This is a genomic window from Bifidobacterium hominis (assembly GCF_040095915.1).
Lineage (GTDB): Bacteria > Actinomycetota > Actinomycetes > Actinomycetales > Bifidobacteriaceae > Bifidobacterium > Bifidobacterium hominis.
Window position 1 is genome coordinate 182,030 of record NZ_JBBMFR010000002.1, and the last position, 20,074, is coordinate 202,103.

Consider the following 20,074-nt stretch of genomic DNA (forward strand, 5'->3'; position numbering starts at 1 on the left):
AAATGACGCTTTTCGTTGAGGATGGCACACCTGTCATTGTGCAGGGCATGACTGGGCACCAGGGTATGACCCATACCGCGCGCATGCTGAAGGCCGGCACCAATATCGTCGGCGGCGTCAATGCTCGCAAGGCCGGTCAGGAAGTCAATTTCCCTGAAGCAAAAAACGGCGAAGATGTTACCCTGCATGTTTTTGGCAGCTGTTCCGAAGCCGTTGAAATTACCGGTGCGCAGGCGAGTGTTGTGTTCGTACCGCCACGTTTTGCTAAAGACGCCGTGGTTGAGGCCATTGAAGCCGGTATCAAGTTGATTGTGGTTATCACCGAAGGTATTCCGGTTGCCGACAGTGCGTATTTCGTTGAGCTCGCATTGCGCAAGGGCGTACGCATCGTCGGGCCGAACTGCCCTGGTCTGCTTACGCTTCCTTCGACGGAAAATGCGCAGGGCTGCAATCTCGGCATCATTCCGGACGGCATCGTCTCCCGTGGACCTTTGGGCTTGGTGTCCAAGTCCGGCACCCTTACCTATCAGCTGATGGGGGAGCTGTCCGACATCGGCTTCACTGCATGCTTAGGCGCTGGCGGCGATCCCATCGTTGGCACCACGTTGCAGGAGGCCCTTGAAGTATTCGAAAACGATGATGCCACCAAGGCCGTCGTGATGATTGGTGAAATTGGCGGTAGCGCCGAACAGGATGCTGCCAAGTGGGCATCCGAGCATATGACCAAGCCTGTCGTCGCCTATATCGCAGGCTTCACGGCGCCGGAAGGCAAGCAGATGGGCCATGCTGGAGCCATCGTTTCAGGCGGCAAGGGAACCGCGCAAGACAAGAAGGAAGCACTCGAAGCCGTGGGCATCCGTGTTGGACGAACTCCGGGGCAGACTGCTGAAATCATGCGCGAGGTGCTCGCTTCCAAGTCGATATGATGGCAAAGAACCTGAAGTATTGGTTGAAAGGGCTTGCCGTAGCGGCAGCGTCCATGATTATCTATGCTGTCGCCCTCGGCTGCTATATAGCTCTGATGCTTCTGATCATCTCCATGGAGGAAGGCGGCGACAATCTGTCCGCCTTCTCCGTTCCCCTGACTGAAGCGGTTGTGCTTCTCAGCCAAGGATCCGGTTTCAAGACCGGATCCATCACACTGACGATTATGCCGTTGCTGCTGACGGTTATGCTGATCGCACTTATTTCATCGCTTGCCAAGCGTATTGGGACCAGTTTCTCCGGATGTGTGACGGGGACTATTGGCTGGGTGCTGATTAACATATTCTTCGCCAACAGCGTCGATACCGAGCTTGTTGACACGACTGGCATGATTATCGTGAAAACGGCGTTCGTCTTCATACTGGGATATGCCATTGCCTTGATTCCCGGGGCTCCGCTGACCGAGCGAGGTTTGGAATGGACTGGCAAGCATGTCTCGTTGCCGGTCCGTAAGACAATCATTATAGGCTTAGCTCTTGGTCTGTTGTTGATTGCGGTCTATTTGGTCATTGGCCTGATCGTGGTCGTGTATTGGGCGTTTTGCAATCAGTCGGCCATGGTGAAGCTGTATGAATTGTCGGGAATGCAGAGTGGCTCTCGTATACTTACGACGATCGCTATGCTCGCGTGGATTCCGAACATTGCGATTTGGGCGGTTTCCTGGGTGTTCGGAGCAGGTTTTTCAATTGGCGACCTTGCTGAATTCACTATGTGGAGCGGTCAGGGAACGGCATTGCCGTCGCTGCCGATATTCGGTCTGCTTCCTTCGGCAATTGAAACGGACTGGGTCCGAATCGCATTGATGTGCATTCCTTTGGCGTTGCCCTGTATCGCAGGCATGATCGTCATGTTGTTCAACAAGGGATTCCACATCAGAGTTGATGATGCTGATCACCAGATTGACGTCAAGCGGGTGGTGTCTGGATTCGCCTATCCTGCGGGAACATTCTGCATGTCCTGCGTGATCGTATCGGTAGGCTCGAGTTTGCTGTTCTCCATCTCTAACGGGGCACTGGGATCAAAGCATCTTGCGCATGTCGGTGTCGATGTAATTGCGTCGACTCGTAAGGTCGGGCAGCCCACTGCAGTCGGGCTGTTCTCATCGTGGCTGCTGACTTTGGTGGCCGTATTCATGTTTTTCGGAATACGCTGGGTCATAAAGCGTGTCCGCGAGGGCAGGAGTGGTACATCCGCTGCGGTTCTCGAACCAAATAATCGTGGGATCACCGATGCGGCCCGCACAGTGACCTCAACCATCAACAATAAGGAGGAGCAAGGTGACAACAACGAATCGACCGATACGTCGAGCTCTGGTATCGGTCTTCCATAAGGAAGGTATCGAAGTTCTTGCCGAGGCGTTCATCAAAGCCGGCACTGAAGTGGTTTCCACGGGTTCCACTGCAAAGCGTCTTGCGGAACTCGGCGTCAAGGTGACGGAAGTCTCGGAAGTCACTGGTTTTCCCGAGTGTCTCGATGGCCGTGTCAAAACTCTCGACCCACATATCCACGCAGGTATCCTCGCTGATATGACCAATGAGAACCACGCGGCTCAACTGGAAAAGTTTGGCATCAAGCCGTTCGATTTGGTGGTCGTCAACCTGTATCCGTTCGCTGATACGGTTCGTTCCGGTGCGGACGAAGCTGCCACTATTGAAAAGATCGATATCGGAGGCCCGTCCATGGTTCGCGGAGCGGCGAAGAACAACGCCACTGTGGCCATCGTCACGGATCCGAACGATTATGCGTTGGTCGCGGCCCGTATCGAGAACGGTGAAGGTTTCTCCCTTGAGGAACGTCGCTGGCTGGCCGGTAAAGCATTTGCTCACACGGCGTCTTATGATGCCACTATCAACGAGTGGACCGCGAAGCATTGGCCGAAGCCAGCTACCGTCGATCAGCCGACTGCCGAAGGTGAGACGGAAGTGAATGAGGCCAAGTTCCCGGCCGCATTCACCCGTACTTGGGATCGCGCCCACGTTCTGCGCTATGGTGAGAATCCTCACCAGCAGGCCGCGTTGTATCTCGATCCGCTGAACCAGAACGGCTTCGCACATGCCGAACAGCTCGGTGGAAAGCCGATGAGCTACAACAACTATGTTGATGCCGATGCCGCTTGGCGTGCCGTGTGGGATTTCGCTCCGCAGATTGCGGTCGCCGTGGTCAAGCACAACAATCCGTGCGGCCTTGCCATTGGAGCCACCGTCGCTGAGGCGCACAAGAAGGCGCATGCTTGCGACCCGATGAGTGCCTATGGTGGTGTGATCGCTGCGAACAGCAAGGTCACCATGGAAATGGCAGAAAGCGTCCGTCCTATCTTCACCGAAGTGATCGTCGCTCCCGACTATGATGCCGATGCCCTTGAGCTGTTGCAGACCAAGAAGAAGAATCTTCGTATTCTGAAGGTTGCCGAACCGCCGAAGTCCAAGACGCAGTTCCGTCAGATTGACGGTGGTCTGTTGGTGCAGTCCACTGATCTCATCGACGCTCCGGGCGATGATCCGGATGCGTGGAAGCTGGTTTCCGGCGAGCCGGCGGACGAGCAGACCGTCAAGGATCTGGTTTTCGCTTGGCGAGCCATCCGTTGCGTCAAGTCCAACGCCATTCTGATCGCCCATGATCAGGCCACGGTCGGCATCGGCATGGGTCAGGTGAATCGTGTCGATTCTGCCAACCTGTCCGTTGAACGTGCGAATACGCTGGCTGATGGTGCAAATCGAACTCAGGGCGCTGTTGCGGCATCCGACGCGTTCTTCCCGTTCGCCGATGGTGCGGAGATTCTTATCAACGCAGGTGTCAAGGCCATCGTCCAGCCGGGTGGTTCCATCCGCGACGAGGAAGTGTTCGAAGCGGCCCGCAAGGCCGGCGTCACCATGTATGTGACCGGTACCCGCCACTTCTTCCACTGATCGTTCCAGCCCTCATACGAGGGTATTGTGATTAGCGTGGCGTCCGATTCTGTATTGGTTTCGGACGCCACGTTTATTATGATTACGATTGTTGCAGGCAAGCGAGATATGAAAGGCCTCGGAATGAGCCATCCTTACGTTTCCGAAGATCATGAGGGCAAACCGTGGTTCGAATGGATCGTCGCAGTCGTAGTGATTATTGCGACGGTGCTTGCGGTTGCAGGATATACAAAAGCCGCCACCGCTGCGATCGCGGTGACGGCCATAGTTACTGGGCTGGTCAGGCTGGTATTGCGTGAACGCAGTCCATGGAAGGTCCGGTCAGTTGCTTTCGACGCCTTCATGGGTATAGGTTTGGGCGCTGGACTGCTCATTCTCCTCACCATCGTTCCCGTCGGAAACTGACGCTTCGTCGAGAGCAGTGTCGTTTTCGATTTCATCGGCGACTTCGGCATCCGGCGTGTTCTTCTTCGTGCTGACCATACCGGAGACAATGACGATAAGTGCAACGACGGCAGCGGCGAGAACAGGGCAGATCCAGAAGACCCACAGCTGCTGCAGTGGTTCCTCATTCAGGCCCTGGTTTTGCGCGAAAATAGCGATGCCAGTAGCGCGTGCCGGGTTCAATGCAGCTCCGGTCACCGGGTAGGCGATGGCGGTGCCGATACCGTAGGCAAGCCCCATGGCGACGGCATGGTTCGTACTGGACTCGCCATGTTCGCCCGTGGTGCGAAGCGCGGCGGCAACAATGACGATGCCTGCGATGACTTCGACAGCGATGGCCAAGGTGATGCTGAACGTCACGCCATAGTTGCCAAGCGTGGAGTAGGAGACGGAGTTCTTATCGAAGCCGTTGATCGTCGGCGTCATCCAGATCTTGAATGTCACCTGCTCGGAACTTGGCAGAAGGAATCGGATGGCAGCACCGGCGCCAATGCCGCCGAGCACTTGGGCAATGATGTACAGAATGCCATCAAGCACATGGGTCTTGCCGGTGAGCATGGCGGCGACGGATACGGCCGGATTGAATTGCGCTCCGGAGATGGATCCAAAGATTACGGTGGCCGCGGCATACACGATGCCCGTCAGCAGGGCGATGAACGCCATATTGATGCCGTACACTGCGGAGCCAAGCGAGCAGATCGCGTAAATCGCGAAGCAGATGATGAAGCTTCCCACAAGTTCCGCTCCGACACGAAGTGCCAGCGGCTTGCTTTGCTCTTCCTTAGTTATGGACGTTGCTTCAACAGCAGTCATAGTCTTTCCTCTGTCATATAGTGGACAAGTTGCGATTTTTGGAAATCGCCAAACGACTGCCATAGTACCAGCAGTCCCTATAAGTATTATCCGGCCACGTTGGGAGAACGATGCCAAACGCATATTCCCGCGCCGCGAAGGCGCATACGCATGACAATGAAGGTATCCGTCTGCAGAAGCTTCTTGCTCAGGCAGGTTTTGGGTCCCGTCGCAAATGTGAAGAGATCATTACTGAAGGACGCGTCGAAATCGACGGTGAACTTGTCACCGAGTTGGGAACGCGCGTCGACCCGAAACACCAGGAAGTTCGCGTGGACGGCTCCCGTGTTCGTGTGAACCCCAATCATGTCACGCTTGCCTTGAACAAGCCGAAGCGCGTACTCAGCGCCATGGAGGATCCGAAGGGACGTTACACCCTGAGCGACATCGTCGGCGACAAGTATGACCGTATTTTCCACATGGGTCGTCTGGATTACGATTCCGAAGGCCTGATTCTCATGACGAACGACGGCGAGTTGAGCCAGCATGTCATGCACCCCAAGTATGAGGTCGAGAAGACCTATATCGCCACATTGGAAGGTCGTATCAGCGGTCAGGTGTGCCGCCGACTGGTCACCACCGGCGTGCAGCTCGACGACGGTTGGATCAAGCTTGACCGTTGCGCGATTCTTGATGCCAGCCGCGATGGCACCCTGGTCAAGGTGGTGCTGCACTCCGGCAAGAACCGTATCGTCCGTCGTATCTTCGGCGCGATCGGTTTCCCGGTCAGGCGTTTGGTGCGCACTCAGATCGGTCCGATCAAACTTGGCGATCTGAAGTCCGGATCGTACCGTGTGCTTTCGCAGACTGAGGTGCGTTCCCTGTCCAAGGCGGTGGGCCTGTGATCCGCGTAGCTATTGATGGACCTGCGGGCGTCGGCAAGTCTTCCACGTCCAAGGCGCTGGCCAAGTATTACGGTTTCGCCTATCTCGATACCGGAGCCATGTATCGTGCCTGCGCATGGTGGTGCATGAACAAGGGTATCGACCTCGATACGGAGACTGTCGACGAACAGCTAGTCACCGAAACCGTGGGCGAGTTCTTCACCGAGGGTCATTTTGACATCAGTGTCGATCCGGACGATCCGAAGGTATATGCCGATGGCGAAGACATCAGTGAGGCGATCCGTTCCTCTGAAGTGTCATCCCATGTGTCCAAGGTGTCGAACATCATTCCGGTCCGGCATGTGCTTATTGCCGCACAACGCGCGTATATTGCCCGTGAAGCGGCTTCCGATTCCTTCTCCGAAGGTGCTGGTGTGGTCGCCGAAGGCCGTGACATCACTACGGTCGTCGCGCCGGATGCTGAAGTGCGTGTATTGCTTACCGCTCGTGAGGAAGTCCGCCAAGCCCGTCGAGCAGGGCAGTCGGCTTCCGGAGTTGGCGCGGAAAATGTTGCGGCACGAGACAAGGCTGATTCCAAGGTCACGCATTTCACGTCCGCAGCGGAAGGTGTATTGACTGTCGACAATTCCGATTTGGATTTCGGCGAAACCCTTGATGTGCTTGTACGCATTGTCGATGACGCCATTGAAGAGCAGCAATACCGCCAATATGCGTCCAATCTTGATGATTATGAGTTGGATGAGGGCGATGAAGGACTGATTGATGGATCGTCTTTCGTTGGGAGCGAACGCCAGTCCGGCCCGAAGCCGGTCGGCGTGCTTGCCGTTGTTGGACGTCCGAACGTTGGCAAGTCCACGCTGGTGAATCGTATTCTCGGACGTCGTGCGGCCGTTGTGGAAGATACTCCAGGCGTGACCCGAGACCGTGTGAGCTACGATGCTGAATGGGCCGGCACTGATTTCAAGCTGGTCGATACCGGTGGTTGGGAAGCCGATGTCGAAGGCATTGAATCCGCCATCGCGTCGCAGTCGCAGATTGCCGTTCAGCTTGCTGACGCCGTGGTGCTTGTGGTGGATGGTCAGGTTGGACTTACCAATACTGACGAGCGTATCGTAAGGATGCTGCGAGCCTCTGGTAAGCCGGTCACGCTTGCGGTGAACAAGGTCGACGATCGTGAGAGCGAGTATCTGACCGCCGAATTCTGGAAGATGGGTTTGGGGGAGCCATACGGCATTTCCGCCATGCACGGCCGTGGCGTCGGCGAACTGCTTGACGCGGCTTTGGATTCGTTGAAGAAGGCTGAGAAGACTTCCGGGTTCCTCACTCCGTCGCATCTTCGTCGTGTGGCACTGGTCGGACGCCCGAACGTCGGCAAGTCGTCCTTGCTGAACCAGCTGGCGCATGAAGAGCGCACCGTGGTCAACGATCTGGCTGGAACCACCCGCGACCCTGTCGATGAGGTGGTGACGGTTGATGGTGAGGATTGGCTGTTCATCGATACCGCCGGCATCAAGCGTCGCCTGCACAAGTTGTCCGGCGCCGAGTATTTCTCGTCGTTGCGCACGCAGGCCGCGATTGAGCGTTCGGAGCTTGCACTGGTGCTGTTCGACGCTTCTCAGCCGATCTCTGATCAGGATCTGAAGGTGATGAGTCAGGCCGTGGATGCCGGCCGATGCGTTGTTCTGGTATTCAACAAGTGGGATTTGATGGATGATTTCGATCGCCAGCGCATGGAACGCTTGTGGAAGACCGAGTTCGACCGCGTGACGTGGGCCCAGCGCGTGAATCTGTCGGCCAAGACCGGATGGCATACGAATCGTCTGGCCAGAGCTATGCGTGGCGCCTTGGAGTCGTGGGACAAGCGTATTCCAACCGGTAAGCTCAACGCTTTCCTGGGCAAGATTCAGGCTGCGCATCCGCATCCGCTTCGTGGTGGCAAGCAGCCACGCATTCTTTTCGCGACCCAAGCTTCGACGCGCCCACCGCGCTTCGTGATTTTCGCTACTGGCTTCCTTGAGCACGGTTATCGTCGTTACATCGAACGTTGCCTGCGTGAAGAGTTTGGTTTCGAGGGTTCCCCGATTCAGATTTCGGTGAATATCCGAGAAAAGAAAAAGCGCAAGTAGTCCGCTTTTTTGGGGTGCACGCCACGAATGATGGTGTGCACCCCAAAAAAACGGTTGTAAGGAATACTATATCTGCCAATCTGTGTAGCTTGTAGCTAATGTGTGGCACGCTATTGACTGGTCGTCTTAGAAGAGTGGCTGTTCCTCGGCGTCTCTTTGGCGTAGATATCCGCTGATCGCACGTCGGGCGAGAGAGCTCAAGGATATGCCCTCTTCCGTTGCGCGTTCCCGTGCCGTCTTGCCGATGGCATAGGGGAGTTTGATTTTCCATTCGTCGCCAAGCTGTTCGCGTCCGTCGGTGTTCTTTGGCCTTCGTCCTGGACGAATGGTGTCGGCTGTGTTGCTCAGGTTATCGCTTTTAAGTGCTCTTCGGGTCAACTCGGTGAGAGTGATCCCATCATGTTTCGCGCGTTCTCTGGCTTCCACGCCAAGTTCTCGGGGCAGACGGATCTTCCATTCATCTTCAGGCACGGAAAAGTCAAACACGTGGGCAAGGTCATCAACATCGTCAAACTGTGGCTGGGCGTCCCTCGACTTCAAGACAATCACCCCTTACCTGCATGTGTAAGACTGACAACCTTAAAAAGAAAACCCGAAATCATGCGAATCCGGGTTTTTCTGGTCGGACCAGCGGGATTTGAACCCGCGACCCCTTGACCCCCAGTCAAGTGCGCTACCAAACTGCGCTATGGTCCGAACGATGCAAAAGCACCGAGAAAAAAACATAGCATAGTCTGTGGTTTTTTTCAAATACATCGTGTCGCGCAGTCAATGAAACGTGATGAAGGGCGCGTAAAGATGTCTTTTGTGTTAAAAAATATCTTTTTTAACTTCCAAAAGCCCCCGTTACGGGAAATATGTCGTAGTATTACCTAGGTACGACGAGAACATAACGCCCGCACGAAAGGGAAAGACATTGACCGAGGACGTATTCGAACACTCCGCCGCAAAGATGCGGGAAAATGGGATGACCGATATGGCCATTGCGCAGTTCAAGCGTCTATATGAGGTTTGGCGTAACGAGGAGGCAAGCAGCTGGATTCGTGAGGATGAGGTGGAACCGTTAGTGGGGGTGCCAAGTTTCCATGACGTTTACGAGACCATCAACCACGACAAAGCCGTTGATGCGTTCGCAAAAACCGCATTCCTTAAACTCAATGGTGGGCTTGGCACCTCCATGGGACTGGATTGCGCCAAGTCTCTCTTGCCCATGCGTCGCCACAAGGCCCGTCAGATGCGTTTCATCGACATCATCATCGGACAGGTGTTGACCGCACGCACTCGTCTGGGTGTGGAGCTGCCGTTGACACTGATGAATTCATTCCGCACTTCGAACGACACCATGAAGGTGCTGAGAGCCAACAAGAAATTCCATCAGGAGGATATTCCTCTGGAGATTGTGCAGCATCAGGAACCAAAGATCAGCGCGGAAACGGGCCTTCCTGTCAGCTTCCCGGCGAATCCCGAACTTGAATGGTGCCCGCCAGGTCACGGTGACCTGTTCTCAACCATCTGGGAATCCGGGTTGCTCGACGTGCTCGAGGAACATGGATTCAAGTATTTGTTCATCTCGAATTCCGACAATCTCGGTGCGCGACCTTCGCGTACGCTGGCTCAGCATTTCGAAAATACCGGCGCTCCGTTCATGATCGAAGTCGCCAAGCGCACTCCCGCCGACCGCAAGGGCGGCCATATCGTGCGTGACAAGGCGACGGGTCGTTTGATGCTGCGCGAAATGAGTCAGGTGCATCCAAATGACAAAGACGATGCTCAGAACATTGAAAAACACCCGTACTTCAACACGAACAGTATCTGGGTGCGAATTGACGCTTTGAAGGCCAAGCTGTCAGCATATGACGGCGTGCTGCCGTTGCCGGTCATCCGTAATAAAAAGACCGTTGATCCCACCGATCCGACGAGCGAGCCGGTCATTCAGCTGGAAACGGCCATGGGAGCCGCGGTGACGTTGTTTGATGGTGCCACTTGCGTGTGCGTGGACCGTATGCGTTTCCTGCCGGTGAAAACCACCGACGATTTGTTCATCATGCGGTCTGATCGATTCCATCTGACGGATCAGTATGAGATGGAGGACGGTAACTACATTTTCCCGGACGTTCATTTGGACGCACGGTACTACAAGAACATTCATGATTTCGATACGAGATTCCCGTATGGAGTCCCATCGCTCGCCGCGGCGAATTCCGTCGATATCGAGGGCGACTGGACCTTTGGCAGGGATGTAATACTGTTTGGTGACGCGCGGTTGCCTGACACCGGCGAGCCGAGTTATGTTCCGAATGGCGAATACGTTGGCCCGCAAGGCGTGGAACCTGACGATTGGGTCTGATTCGAGGGGTGTTCTCAACACGAAAAACTGTATTTTTTCGTAAAATAGGCACAATCTGAGCGAAAACCCTCTATCATAGAGAGGTGTGTGCGGAAGCCTATACTGGTTACGCACTTAGAATGAAACGTTAACGAGACGTGAGGACTAATGGCAGAGGGCAGTAACGGAAGGCGTCGTTTCTCCGACAAATGGGGCAAGCACGAACTTGATGTGTTGGCTGTGCTTTCCTCAGCTTTTCCGCAATGGCTCACTTCCCGTCAGATTGCTCAGCGCGTGAAGGCGTATGCCGATTCCTATGGGGAACTGGCCGATCAGGCGGCGAAGGCGGCTTTTGCCAAGCAATTCCAGCGTGACCGCGCCAAGCTTGCGGCCATGGGCATTGCCATCGAATCAAGGCAGCCGGAGTATTCATCCAAGTCGGAGGGGCAGGACTTCGCGTCCTACCGTCTGCAGCTTGGTGACGAGCCTCGTGTTCGTCTGCTGTTCGGGGATGAGGATCTGCCGATTTTGGCTGCCGCCAACTACTTGGCCCGTTCTATGTCGATTTCCTCGGCTCCTGCGCATGAGACGCAACATACGTCTCGTACCGCGCCGCGTGTTCCTCAGACACCTATTCCGGGACTTGGTCTTGACTCCATTGCTCCTGGACTGGGAACCCAGTCCATTCCCGACGAATTGGTCAAAGTCGTCGATCAGCGGCGTTTCGCGGCCACGGTGGATGTTGATGGCGAGCATTTGAATGTCGCTTATACTGATTCCGATGATCTGGCCATGTTCGTACTATCCCATCCAGGCGCGTCCATCGTCAGCCCGCAGGAAGCTGTTGACGCGTTTAACCGTCGTTTGAATGCAGCAACGCAGTTCGTACCTGCCGACGAGTCCACGGGAGACGACAGTTCCACCGTCACTGCCATGGAGATCAGTCGCAATAGCGCAGACGATGACGATGTCGAGGAAAGCAAAGGACGCCCGAAGAAGAATTCCGCATTCCAGACCGGTAGTGAAGTCGACCGTCGCCTGCGTTTGATGCTGTTCCTTTCGGCTCACCTTGGCGAGGAATATTCGCTTGAGGAGCTTGCGGAACGTTTCATTGGCAAACCGAAGTCCGATGATGAGCTGAAGAAGTTCGTCAATGTCATTCATAAAGACATCAACACGCTGACCACGGTTTCCGATGATGGGGAGATGGCGGGAAGCCAATTCTTCGATATCGATTGGTCGCTGCTTGATGCGGAAGGCATCGTTTCCGCCACGAATTCGCTTGGTTTGGAACGCTTGGCAGGCATTTCACAGCAGTATCTGAGTATGCTTACCGCATCCGTAAGCTATCTCGCGCATTCGTCATTGCTGCCGGACAAGCTTCGCGAGCAGGCCGAATCGTTGTACAGCCGTCTTCGCCGTCATGTTGAGCCGGGGGATATGCCGTGGCTGAGCCTGACTGGCTATGAAATGGAGCCGCGCAACTTCTCCATCGTGAAGAGCGCGATTTCCAAGAGTTCGCTGCTTGACATGGAATACACGGATGGCGCAGGACGAGCCCAGCGCAAGCTTGTCGCTCCAGACAAGATCTTCGTTGACGAGGGTGTTTTCTACGTTGCCGTATGGACTGATGTCGCTGCTGCTGCACCTGCGGATAAAGCCAAGTATGTGAAGAAAGACACCACGATCAACAAGGCTACAGGCAAGCCTCGCATCTGGCAGGTGCTACGTATCTCCCGCATTGAAAAGGCTGAATTAGTCGAGCCGATTGCAAAGATCGACATTCCTGATGTACCCGCATCCGAATTGCGCAAGTGGAGCTTTGACAATGGAACTTCGGCTGTGTTCGTCACCAATCAGGACAATCTGTCGTTTATTGACGGATTGTCGGGGGCAACGGTCGAAAAGTGCGGAGAAGGCGAGAAAGTGCATCTGATCGTCTCGTCCGATTCCTGGTATGTCGCGTTCTGCATTTCACATGCGCGACATATCACCGCTGTGGCTCCTGAGACGCTGCGTACCATGATCGTTGCCCGTGCTCAGCATGAATTGAGCATCGGTGACCGTGAGAACGAGAACTGACGGGAGTGGTTCTATGCCTTGGTGGGTTTGGCTGGCACTCGCTCTATTCATGCTGGTGATGGTCGTTTCCGGGATCGTCTATGCGTGCCTTCATGGTTACCATGCGTTCAAGGATGTGGCGAAACTGGGCGAACGCGCGGCGAAGCGGATCGACGCGATGGGTAAGCCATTGACCCAGCAAGACGAGAACGATGCACCCTTCTTCACCAGACCTCTGCAGGATGTTACCGAGCGCTACACGAATGCCCATACTGAAGTCATCGAAAGGCGTGAGGCGAAGCGCAATCGCCATGCCCAACAGTGGGCGCAATGGCGTCATTTTAATGATTGACCTGACTAAATTGTAAGGAATTATGACCCATCATCGTCGCCGTAATAACGGCACTGGCATGTCGGATACCAATGAGACCGTCAAACTGTCCCCCGCACAGCGGTACGCCGCATTCAAACAGACGCAGGCCAAACAGCGTACTGTTGCCGCCGAGTTTGCCAGATCCCTGCCATTTGAACTTGACGAATTCCAGTTACAGGCCAACGAGGCATTGGAGGCCGGGGATAATGTGCTCGTAGCGGCGCCGACCGGCGCGGGCAAGACGGTTGCAGCGGATTTCGCCATCTATCTGGCACAGACACGGAACGTCAAAGCTTTCTATACCACGCCGATCAAGGCGTTGAGCAATCAGAAGTATCATGATCTGGTTGCCCAGTACGGCGCGGATAAGGTTGGATTGCTGACCGGAGACACATCTATCAATTCCGAAGCGAACATTGTGGTCATGACCACCGAAGTGCTGCGCAATATGCTGTATGAGCATTCCGTAACGCTTGAAGCGCTTCGTTATGTGATTCTCGATGAAGTGCATTATCTCGCCGACCGTTTCCGAGGTCCGGTATGGGAAGAAGTCATCATCCACTTGCCGGAGAATGTGAAGATAATCGGTCTTTCCGCAACGGTCTCCAATGTCGAGGATTTTTCCGAGTGGATTGAATCCGTCCGTGGCAAAACCACGCTGGTCGTATCGGAACAGCGTCCGGTACCACTGGAACAGCATGTGCTCGTGCAGGCAGACGACCATACCGAACCGGAGCTTATCGATCTGTACCGCCGTGACGCCAACGGTGAACAGACGGTCAAACTCAATGCACAACTGGTGAACAGACTCGATCAGCTGGACCGTCAGGCGGCACGTCGCAGAGGAGAGGAGCGTCCCGACAGGCGTAGTTCCAAAGGCAAGGGCGGACGCTGGGATGAACGTCCCCACAAAGCTGAACGTCATACGCCTCGACGTTGGGCCGTTGTGGATGAACTGAATTTTCTTGACATGCTGCCGGGAATCTATTTCATTTTCTCAAGGAATGGTTGCGATCAGGCGGTCGACCAATGCATCAATGCTGGTTTGGAACTCACCACCGGCGATGAAGTACGTAGGATCAGACGGATCGTTGATGAAATGGTCGAAGGCCAGCTAAGCCAAGAGGATTTGAAAGCGCTGCATTTCTCGCAATTCCGTTTTGCTTTGGAAGAAGGATTTGCCCCACACCATGCGGGAATGGTCGCACTGTTCCGACAGATTGTCGAACGTTTGTTTGAAGAGGGCTTGGTCAAGATGGTTTTCGCAACGGAAACGCTGGCACTGGGCATCAATATGCCGGCGCGTTGCGTGGTGGTCGAAAAACTCGAGAAATTCGATGGCACCGGACATGTTGGCTTGACTCCCGGCGAGTTCACCCAGCTGACCGGTCGCGCAGGACGTCGCGGCATCGACACCATTGGACATGCCGTTGTAGTGGATCACCGTGGTTTTATGCCAGCCACTGCGGCCTCGTTGTCCAGCAAGCGAGTATATCCATTGCACTCAAGCTTCAGACCGACTTTCAACATGGCTGTGAACCTGTTGAATACCAGCGATTACGAGACCGCCCGCGTTACGCTCGACCATTCCTTCGCGCAGTGGGAGGCCAACGAGTCGGCTTGGCAGCTTGAAGCGCAGATGAAAACCCTGTGCAAGGCTTTGGAAGGGTACGAACAGGCCTTCCAATGTGAGTTTGGTGATTTCAAGGAATTCATGCGTCTAAGGATGCGCTTGAGTGATTTGGAGAAGAATGAACGTCGCAGGCTTAAACATGAGGTGTTCAGCACGCAGAAAGACCGTAGCCAGGCGTTCATGGAGCTTGACCGACGCATTAAAAAACTTCGTGAAGAAGACCGTGACCACCCGTGCCACAAGTGCCCAGACGTGCAGAAGCACTTGAAATGGGGGCATCGCTGGGCGCGTGAGACGCGTGAATTAGAACGTGTTCAGCATCGATACGATTCGCGTACCGGTTCCGTGGCACGTCAGTTTGATCATATCTGCACTGTGCTTGCCGACCTCGGCTATCTTCAGTCGGTGCGGGGATCCGCGGGCCATGGCGATTATCAGCTTACGGAACGGGGCCAGTTGCTGCGGCATCTGTACAGTGAGCTTGATTTGGTATTGGCCCAAGCGATCGAGGCTGGTGCATTCGACGGCTTGAATGCCTGTGAGTTGGCCAGCATTGTCGCATCGCTGGTATTCGAAGCCCGCAGGGGAAGCGGGGGAGAGCCGCGTCGTTATCCTGGAGGCATTCAGGGCAATGTGGCCGTGTGCGCCGCGCAGCTCAAAGGTGTACATGCGTCGATCGCCATGCTGTGTGAGGATCATATGCTCGAAGAGCCACGCCAGCTTGATTTCGGCATCACCGACATCGTCTACGAGTGGGCGCAGGGTGAAAGCCTCTCGCAGGTGTTATATGGCACTGAGCTGACTGGCGGAGATTTCGTGCGCAACTGTAAACGACTTGCCGACGTGCTGCAACAGATAGCTGTGGCCGGACCGTATCTTGCCGAACGCGCCGAAACATTGCCATCAATCGCAAGACAGGCATACGAGCGTATTAATCGCGGCATCGTCGCATATTCTGGCGTCGACTAAAATTGACAGTAAAAATCGGCAATCAGCAAACGAACAAGGAATAAAAGACACGTCCGAACTGTTCTGTAGCTTAGAAAGAGCGGACAATCCCAAGGAGGCAAAGGCAATATGGCAGAACGCAGCCTGCGAGGCATGAGCATCGGCGCAAAGTCGTTGGAATCCGATGACAATGTGGATTTCGCGGCACGAAACGACGTCGCATATGTGTGCCCGAAAGGGCACCGTACGATTCTGCCGTTCGCTGAGGGCGCGGAGATTCCGGAGGAATGGGAATGCCGTTGCGGCATGACTGCGCGTCGTGAGGGCGATGAGGATCGTGAGGACGACGAAATCTCCAAGCCGACTCGTACACACTGGGACATGCTGCTGGAACGTCGTACCGAAGACGAGTTGAAGACGCTGCTTGAGAAGCGACTGCAGATGCATCGTGACGGTTGGTTCCCAGACTACGAGTGACCTGCAGTTGAACGACACTTGAACATTATGCCCAGTCAGTATGGCTGGGCATAATTGTTAGCGTCAACAGGTATCACATCGATGAAAATGAATCGATAGGAATAAAGGGAGAACCAATTCATGTCCGAACAGACCAAGCAATCCAAGAAAGTCGTTCTGCTTGACCTCGACGGTACGCTGACCAAATCCGATCCGGGAATCATCGGCTGTGTGGTCAAGGTGTTCGAGGAATTGGGGTATCCGGTCCCGGATGATGAGGAGTTACAGCGATTCATCGGTCCTGCGATTATTGAATCCCTGCAGCGCAACGATATTCCTGAAGATCGTCTTGATGAGGGCATTGCTATTTATCGCAGGTATTATGCAGATGAGGCTGTGTTCGACGATCCCAACAATCCAGGGCAGAAAGTGCCGGGGCGTTTGAACAATACCATCTACGAGGGTATTCCGGAGCAGCTGACCAAATTGCGTGCTGATGGATATTATCTGGCGATTGCCAGTTGCAAGCCGCAGTATCAGTGCATTCCGATTTGTGAGCATTTCCACTTGGATACGATGGTCGACGGTATTTATGGTGCAAGCACCGATAATTCCCGCCTTGACAAGGATCAGGTGATCCGTTGGGCGTTTGAGCATATCGGTTTTGATGAGGCTGCCGGTGATCGTGCGTTGATGGTTGGTGATCGCTGGACCGATGCCGATGGGGCCAAGGCGTGCGGCCTTGACTGCCTAGGTTGCGGATGGGGCTATGCCGAGCCAGACGAGCTTAAGGAGCATGGCGCATACCAAGTCATCGATACTGTAGACGAACTCGCGCAGGTCGTTGAGGAATATTTCGGCTGACGTTGCGTCCAGAAAAGGCGCGACACGCTGATTTGCGAATTACGGAAATGTGAGTATAGTAGATACTCGTGCTCAGGCAGTGATACTGCGGAGCACATGCGGACATAGCTTAGTTGGTAAAGCGCAACCTTGCCAAGGTTGAGACCGCGGGTTCGAGTCCCGTTGTCCGCTCTAAGGTTCCGATTGATTATCGACCTTTAGGGTGGGTTAGCCAAGCGGTTAGGCAGCGGCCTGCAAAGCCGTATAGACGAGTTCGACTCTCGTACCCACCTCTCATTGTGCTCGACGTAAGTTGGCGTGATGGATAACCTGGGCGGTTGGCGCAGAGGTAGCGCACTTCCCTGACACGGAAGGGGTCACAAGTTCGAATCTTGTATCGCCCACTGGGACATGAGTTCCTGTACAACCATTATTGGGTGATTGGCGCAGCGGCTAGCGCACTTCCTTCACACGGAAGGGGTCATAGGTTCGATTCCTATATCACCCACCATCGGGCGGCATGATGTGCCGCTTTTTTTGTTGGTTTCGTTGGGATTCCGCCGTTTCGTTCGGCGTGTCGGAAATGGGTGGCGGCCGTCGGGTTTGGACGGTGGTTCTCATGGTCATGGGCGTTTCGGTCTGCAGTAGAGTCTGCAGTGGTTTCGACTGGCTAGTTTTCGTCGGTTTGGGCGTCGTTTCAGGCGTGTCGTATGTAGCGGCCGGCAGGGCGAACTCGCTGGCCGAAGCCATACTCTCCAGTCAATGCTCTTAATTCAAGAGTAACCGATGATTTTGCTATAAAACGAATGGTCGGGCAATGATTTCAGTCTGACAAATCTCTATATTGGTACTTGTCAACAACAGAAGATGGTAAGACGCAAGGTGCGTCAAAGAAAACGAGCACTAAGGAAATAACATGAACAAGAATCAGATTTTCTCCGCAATCAAGCGTGGTTTCGAAATCAGCGGCATCAACGCCCTGTCCATGGCGGCCGGTTCTCCGTCCGTCAACAAGGCACTGCAGGAAATGATCGACGAGCAGCGCTGAAATTATTCTTTGTAATATTGATCTTTAAATGTGATTTAAGCCCGGGCACACGCTGTATCCGGGCTTTTCGTACTCTTTCAGGGTGTGTGGCTACAATGGCTGTCTGTGAGTGACGAAGCATTGAATCTCAATCAGCCGGTCAAAGATATGGGACCGAACGAGCTGAAAGCTTATGCCAAACTTGGTCAACAACAGCATGACGAGGCAAATCGTGAGCTGGAACGCCGTTGGCGTAGCTATGACGACATGCTGCCGCACGACCAGTTCGTGTCGATTATTGACAAAACTGAGGGGTGAAACCCGCTTTGCGGTGTATGATTCGTGACCATGCCGGCCTCAATGCCGGCTATTTGTAAGGGTAATGACTAGAATGGCGACTATGACTGATCCGATTCCAAGCGCAGGTGAAACGACCATCATTGGCCTTCCTGCAATAACTGTACCGGTTACTTCCACCGGAGACCGTCCTCTGACGAAGGAGGACCTTGAAACCATTATGCGTCTTGCCGACGGCACGGCGCTGCTGATCTCGACTAGGGGAGCGGTATCGGGGTCGCGGTATCTTCTCGATGAGGATGAGATTACCGTCGGCCGTGATCCGAGTGCCGATATCCTTTTGGATGATTCCACGGTTTCTCGCGCCCACGCGGTGTTCCGCAGGTCGAATGGCAGGTATTGCGTCATCGATGCGGGAAGCTTGAATGGCACGTATGTGAACCGTCAGCGTGTTGATCAGCAGGAACTTAAGAATGGCGATGAAATCATTCTTGGCAAGTTCCGTTTGGTTTATTTCGACAATAAGGCCGTCATTGCCGGTTGATCCGCGTGATGCGGGATAAACTGTGTACAACAGCTTCGCGCCCATGGGCTTCATACAGAGGCTCATGGGCGTTGTTTATGTGTCGTAGGAGAATGCGATGAATGAGGCAGGGCCAACAATGCGGTTGCATCTGCATGTGCCGACTGCGGTACAGGGGGAGTTGTTTCCCGCAAGCGATGCACAGCTGGTGACGCGTGGCTATAAGGGTTCAGTGGCATCGAGGGTGTCCGGCATCACTTATCGTCAGCTTGATTATTGGGCGCGCAGGCAGATTGTGGAGCCTTCCATCACTCCATCGCATGGGTCTGGGTCACGTAGATTGTATTCGTTCAAGGACGTGGTGATTCTTGCCGTGTCGAAAAAACTGCTTGATGCGGGCATCAATCTGCAGAATGTGACAGCTGCCATTGGCTTTCTAACGCAACGCACTACTGAGCAGCTGGAAAACATCACTATTATGTGTGATGGGCAGCATGTGCACGAATGCACGGACAGCGAGCAAATGATGGCACTGTTGCAAAGCGGTAGGGCAGTGTTCGGAGTATCCATGGGATCCCTGTGGAAGCAAATCAGGGATGCTCTTGAACACGAGGAGTATGTCGATTTATCTACAATGCCTTCCACCGCGGACTCGACCCGTCCTGTTGACGACATCGCTGCGATGCGCATGAAAAAGAAGCTTGATGCGAAGCGGCAGGCACACACCGCTGTTTCACTGTAATATACAGGTTTGGCGATACCGCATAGGTTGAACAGGCCAAGTCGGGTTACATGGTCATCGATATACGGTAGATATGTAGAGACGGATTACAATAGGGGGAGTGTCGCATGCCTGATATCCTGCCGGCATTGCTGTGGATTGTCGCGGCAGTCATTGCAGTGAACATTTGTTCGATTACCGCGATTCGCGGAAATATCTTCTCAAAAACCAAGCGCGACGTATATCCAGTACGTTGGCCGATTGTTGGTTTACACTTCGCCTCATTGGTTATTGGCGCCTTGCCATACCCGGTATATACGATGTTCAAATCTGGTTTTTCCGTAAAATTCCGGCATTTCTACGAGCAAGTAGGATGGCCGTCAGCCGCGCTGATGATTTTGCTGATCGCCGCGGAGCTGGTGTTTATGTATCTGCAGGCCAGGAATGGCATGAAAAGCGAAATGGAAAGAAAACTCAATCGAGCCATCAAAGGCTGACCATGAAAGGCGTCCAGCGCAGCGAAGACGCCACCCGTCATACCGTTGGATTATGTCCGAGCAAAGTCCTGAAAGGGACGTGCTGGCGTAATCCACGATGTTATGTACAGAAGAGAGTGTCAGTCGAAGGCGGGCATACTTTTCTGACATAACATACATTATCGGACAAAATGATAAACGTCTGAAAGTGCTGTGAAAATAGACCGTTAACT

19 protein-coding genes and 5 tRNA genes are annotated in these 20,074 nt (G+C 54.2%); 21 read left to right on the top strand and 3 right to left on the bottom strand.

Going from position 1 to position 20,074, the window contains the following annotated elements; translation table 11 throughout:
- Positions 1–2 precede the first annotated feature (2 nt).
- The 4 genes from sucD (at position 3) to WMO36_RS02240 (ending at position 4,295) form a co-directional block, all read left to right on the top strand.
- A complete protein-coding gene (gene sucD, locus WMO36_RS02225) occupies positions 3–926 on the top strand; it encodes a succinate--CoA ligase subunit alpha (RefSeq protein ID WP_033501080.1) in 924 nt (307 codons plus the stop codon).
- A complete protein-coding gene (locus WMO36_RS02230) occupies positions 926–2,314 on the top strand; it encodes a cell division protein PerM (protein WP_099571915.1) in 1,389 nt (462 codons plus the stop codon). Before sucD ends, WMO36_RS02230 begins: the two co-directional genes overlap by 1 nt.
- Positions 2,262–3,890, top strand: a complete 1,629-nt coding sequence (gene purH, locus WMO36_RS02235) for a bifunctional phosphoribosylaminoimidazolecarboxamide formyltransferase/IMP cyclohydrolase (RefSeq protein ID WP_099571868.1) — start codon at positions 2,262–2,264, stop codon at positions 3,888–3,890. The genes WMO36_RS02230 and purH overlap by 53 nt, the downstream gene beginning before the upstream one ends.
- Positions 3,891–4,013: 123 nt before the next feature.
- Positions 4,014–4,295, top strand: a complete 282-nt coding sequence (locus WMO36_RS02240) for a DUF3017 domain-containing protein (RefSeq protein ID WP_099571914.1) — start codon at positions 4,014–4,016, stop codon at positions 4,293–4,295.
- Here WMO36_RS02240 and WMO36_RS02245 read toward each other — a convergent pair.
- Positions 4,212–5,147, bottom strand: a complete 936-nt coding sequence (locus WMO36_RS02245) for an MIP/aquaporin family protein (RefSeq protein WP_099571867.1) — start codon at positions 5,145–5,147, stop codon at positions 4,212–4,214. The genes WMO36_RS02240 and WMO36_RS02245 overlap by 84 nt on opposite strands.
- 110 nt (positions 5,148–5,257) lie before the next feature.
- On the opposite strand from WMO36_RS02245, the gene WMO36_RS02250 reads away from it, so the two are divergent.
- Complete coding sequence (locus WMO36_RS02250) at positions 5,258–6,031, top strand: pseudouridine synthase (protein ID WP_099571866.1); 774 nt, start codon at positions 5,258–5,260, stop codon at positions 6,029–6,031.
- Positions 6,028–8,157, top strand: coding sequence for a bifunctional cytidylate kinase/GTPase Der (gene der, locus WMO36_RS02255; RefSeq protein WP_349076634.1), 2,130 nt, complete (start codon positions 6,028–6,030; stop codon positions 8,155–8,157). Before WMO36_RS02250 ends, der begins: the two co-directional genes overlap by 4 nt.
- 126 nt (positions 8,158–8,283) lie before the next feature.
- Here the strand turns inward: der and WMO36_RS02260 are convergent, their stop codons facing one another.
- Together WMO36_RS02260 and WMO36_RS02265 are read right to left on the bottom strand one after the other, a co-directional pair.
- On the bottom strand, positions 8,284–8,706 hold the full coding sequence (locus WMO36_RS02260; RefSeq protein ID WP_099571864.1) for a hypothetical protein: 423 nt from the start codon (positions 8,704–8,706) through the stop codon (positions 8,284–8,286).
- A 70-nt stretch (positions 8,707–8,776) separates the two neighbouring features.
- Positions 8,777–8,853, bottom strand: a tRNA-Pro gene (locus WMO36_RS02265).
- A gap of 256 nt (positions 8,854–9,109) precedes the next feature.
- Between WMO36_RS02265 and WMO36_RS02270 the strand changes: the two genes are divergently transcribed.
- The 15 genes from WMO36_RS02270 to WMO36_RS02340 all read left to right on the top strand — a co-directional run bounded on the left by WMO36_RS02270 (position 9,110) and on the right by WMO36_RS02340 (position 19,862).
- Complete coding sequence (locus WMO36_RS02270; protein ID WP_236824368.1) at positions 9,110–10,504, top strand: UTP--glucose-1-phosphate uridylyltransferase; 1,395 nt, start codon at positions 9,110–9,112, stop codon at positions 10,502–10,504.
- A gap of 147 nt (positions 10,505–10,651) precedes the next feature.
- Entirely contained in the window at positions 10,652–12,565 is a 1,914-nt protein-coding gene (locus tag WMO36_RS02275) for a helix-turn-helix transcriptional regulator (RefSeq protein WP_099571862.1), read from the top strand.
- Positions 12,566–12,578: 13 nt separating this feature from the next.
- On the top strand, positions 12,579–12,896 hold the full coding sequence (locus tag WMO36_RS02280) for a hypothetical protein (protein ID WP_099571861.1): 318 nt from the start codon (positions 12,579–12,581) through the stop codon (positions 12,894–12,896).
- 58 nt (positions 12,897–12,954) lie between these two features.
- Positions 12,955–15,519 (top strand): DEAD/DEAH box helicase, encoded by a 2,565-nt coding sequence (locus WMO36_RS02285; protein ID WP_302147249.1) that lies wholly within the window; start codon positions 12,955–12,957, stop codon positions 15,517–15,519.
- A gap of 108 nt (positions 15,520–15,627) precedes the next feature.
- Positions 15,628–15,975 carry an RNA polymerase-binding protein RbpA gene (locus tag WMO36_RS02290; RefSeq protein WP_003834769.1) on the top strand — a complete coding sequence of 116 codons (348 nt, stop codon included), beginning with the start codon at positions 15,628–15,630 and terminating at the stop codon, positions 15,973–15,975.
- Positions 15,976–16,095: 120 nt separating this feature from the next.
- The gene (locus tag WMO36_RS02295) at positions 16,096–16,818 is read left to right on the top strand and encodes an HAD hydrolase-like protein (RefSeq protein ID WP_302147247.1); all 723 of its coding nucleotides are present in this window, start codon (positions 16,096–16,098) and stop codon (positions 16,816–16,818) included.
- Between the two features lie 98 nt (positions 16,819–16,916).
- Positions 16,917–16,989, top strand: a tRNA-Gly gene (locus WMO36_RS02300).
- A gap of 30 nt (positions 16,990–17,019) precedes the next feature.
- A tRNA-Cys gene (locus tag WMO36_RS02305) sits at positions 17,020–17,090 on the top strand.
- A gap of 39 nt (positions 17,091–17,129) precedes the next feature.
- Positions 17,130–17,201: transfer RNA gene (locus WMO36_RS02310), tRNA-Val, on the top strand.
- Between the two features lie 31 nt (positions 17,202–17,232).
- Positions 17,233–17,308: transfer RNA gene (locus tag WMO36_RS02315), tRNA-Val, on the top strand.
- Between the two features lie 405 nt (positions 17,309–17,713).
- Complete coding sequence (locus WMO36_RS02320; protein ID WP_003834774.1) at positions 17,714–17,845, top strand: hypothetical protein; 132 nt, start codon at positions 17,714–17,716, stop codon at positions 17,843–17,845.
- Positions 17,846–17,950: 105 nt separating this feature from the next.
- Entirely contained in the window at positions 17,951–18,142 is a 192-nt protein-coding gene (locus WMO36_RS02325) for a hypothetical protein (protein ID WP_099571858.1), read from the top strand.
- An 82-nt stretch (positions 18,143–18,224) separates the two neighbouring features.
- Entirely contained in the window at positions 18,225–18,665 is a 441-nt protein-coding gene (locus WMO36_RS02330; RefSeq protein WP_099571857.1) for an FHA domain-containing protein, read from the top strand.
- A gap of 97 nt (positions 18,666–18,762) precedes the next feature.
- The gene (locus WMO36_RS02335) at positions 18,763–19,386 is read left to right on the top strand and encodes a MerR family transcriptional regulator (protein WP_099595619.1); all 624 of its coding nucleotides are present in this window, start codon (positions 18,763–18,765) and stop codon (positions 19,384–19,386) included.
- Positions 19,387–19,493: 107 nt separating this feature from the next.
- Positions 19,494–19,862 carry a hypothetical protein gene (locus WMO36_RS02340; protein WP_099571855.1) on the top strand — a complete coding sequence of 123 codons (369 nt, stop codon included), beginning with the start codon at positions 19,494–19,496 and terminating at the stop codon, positions 19,860–19,862.
- Positions 19,863–20,074: the final 212 nt, after the last annotated feature.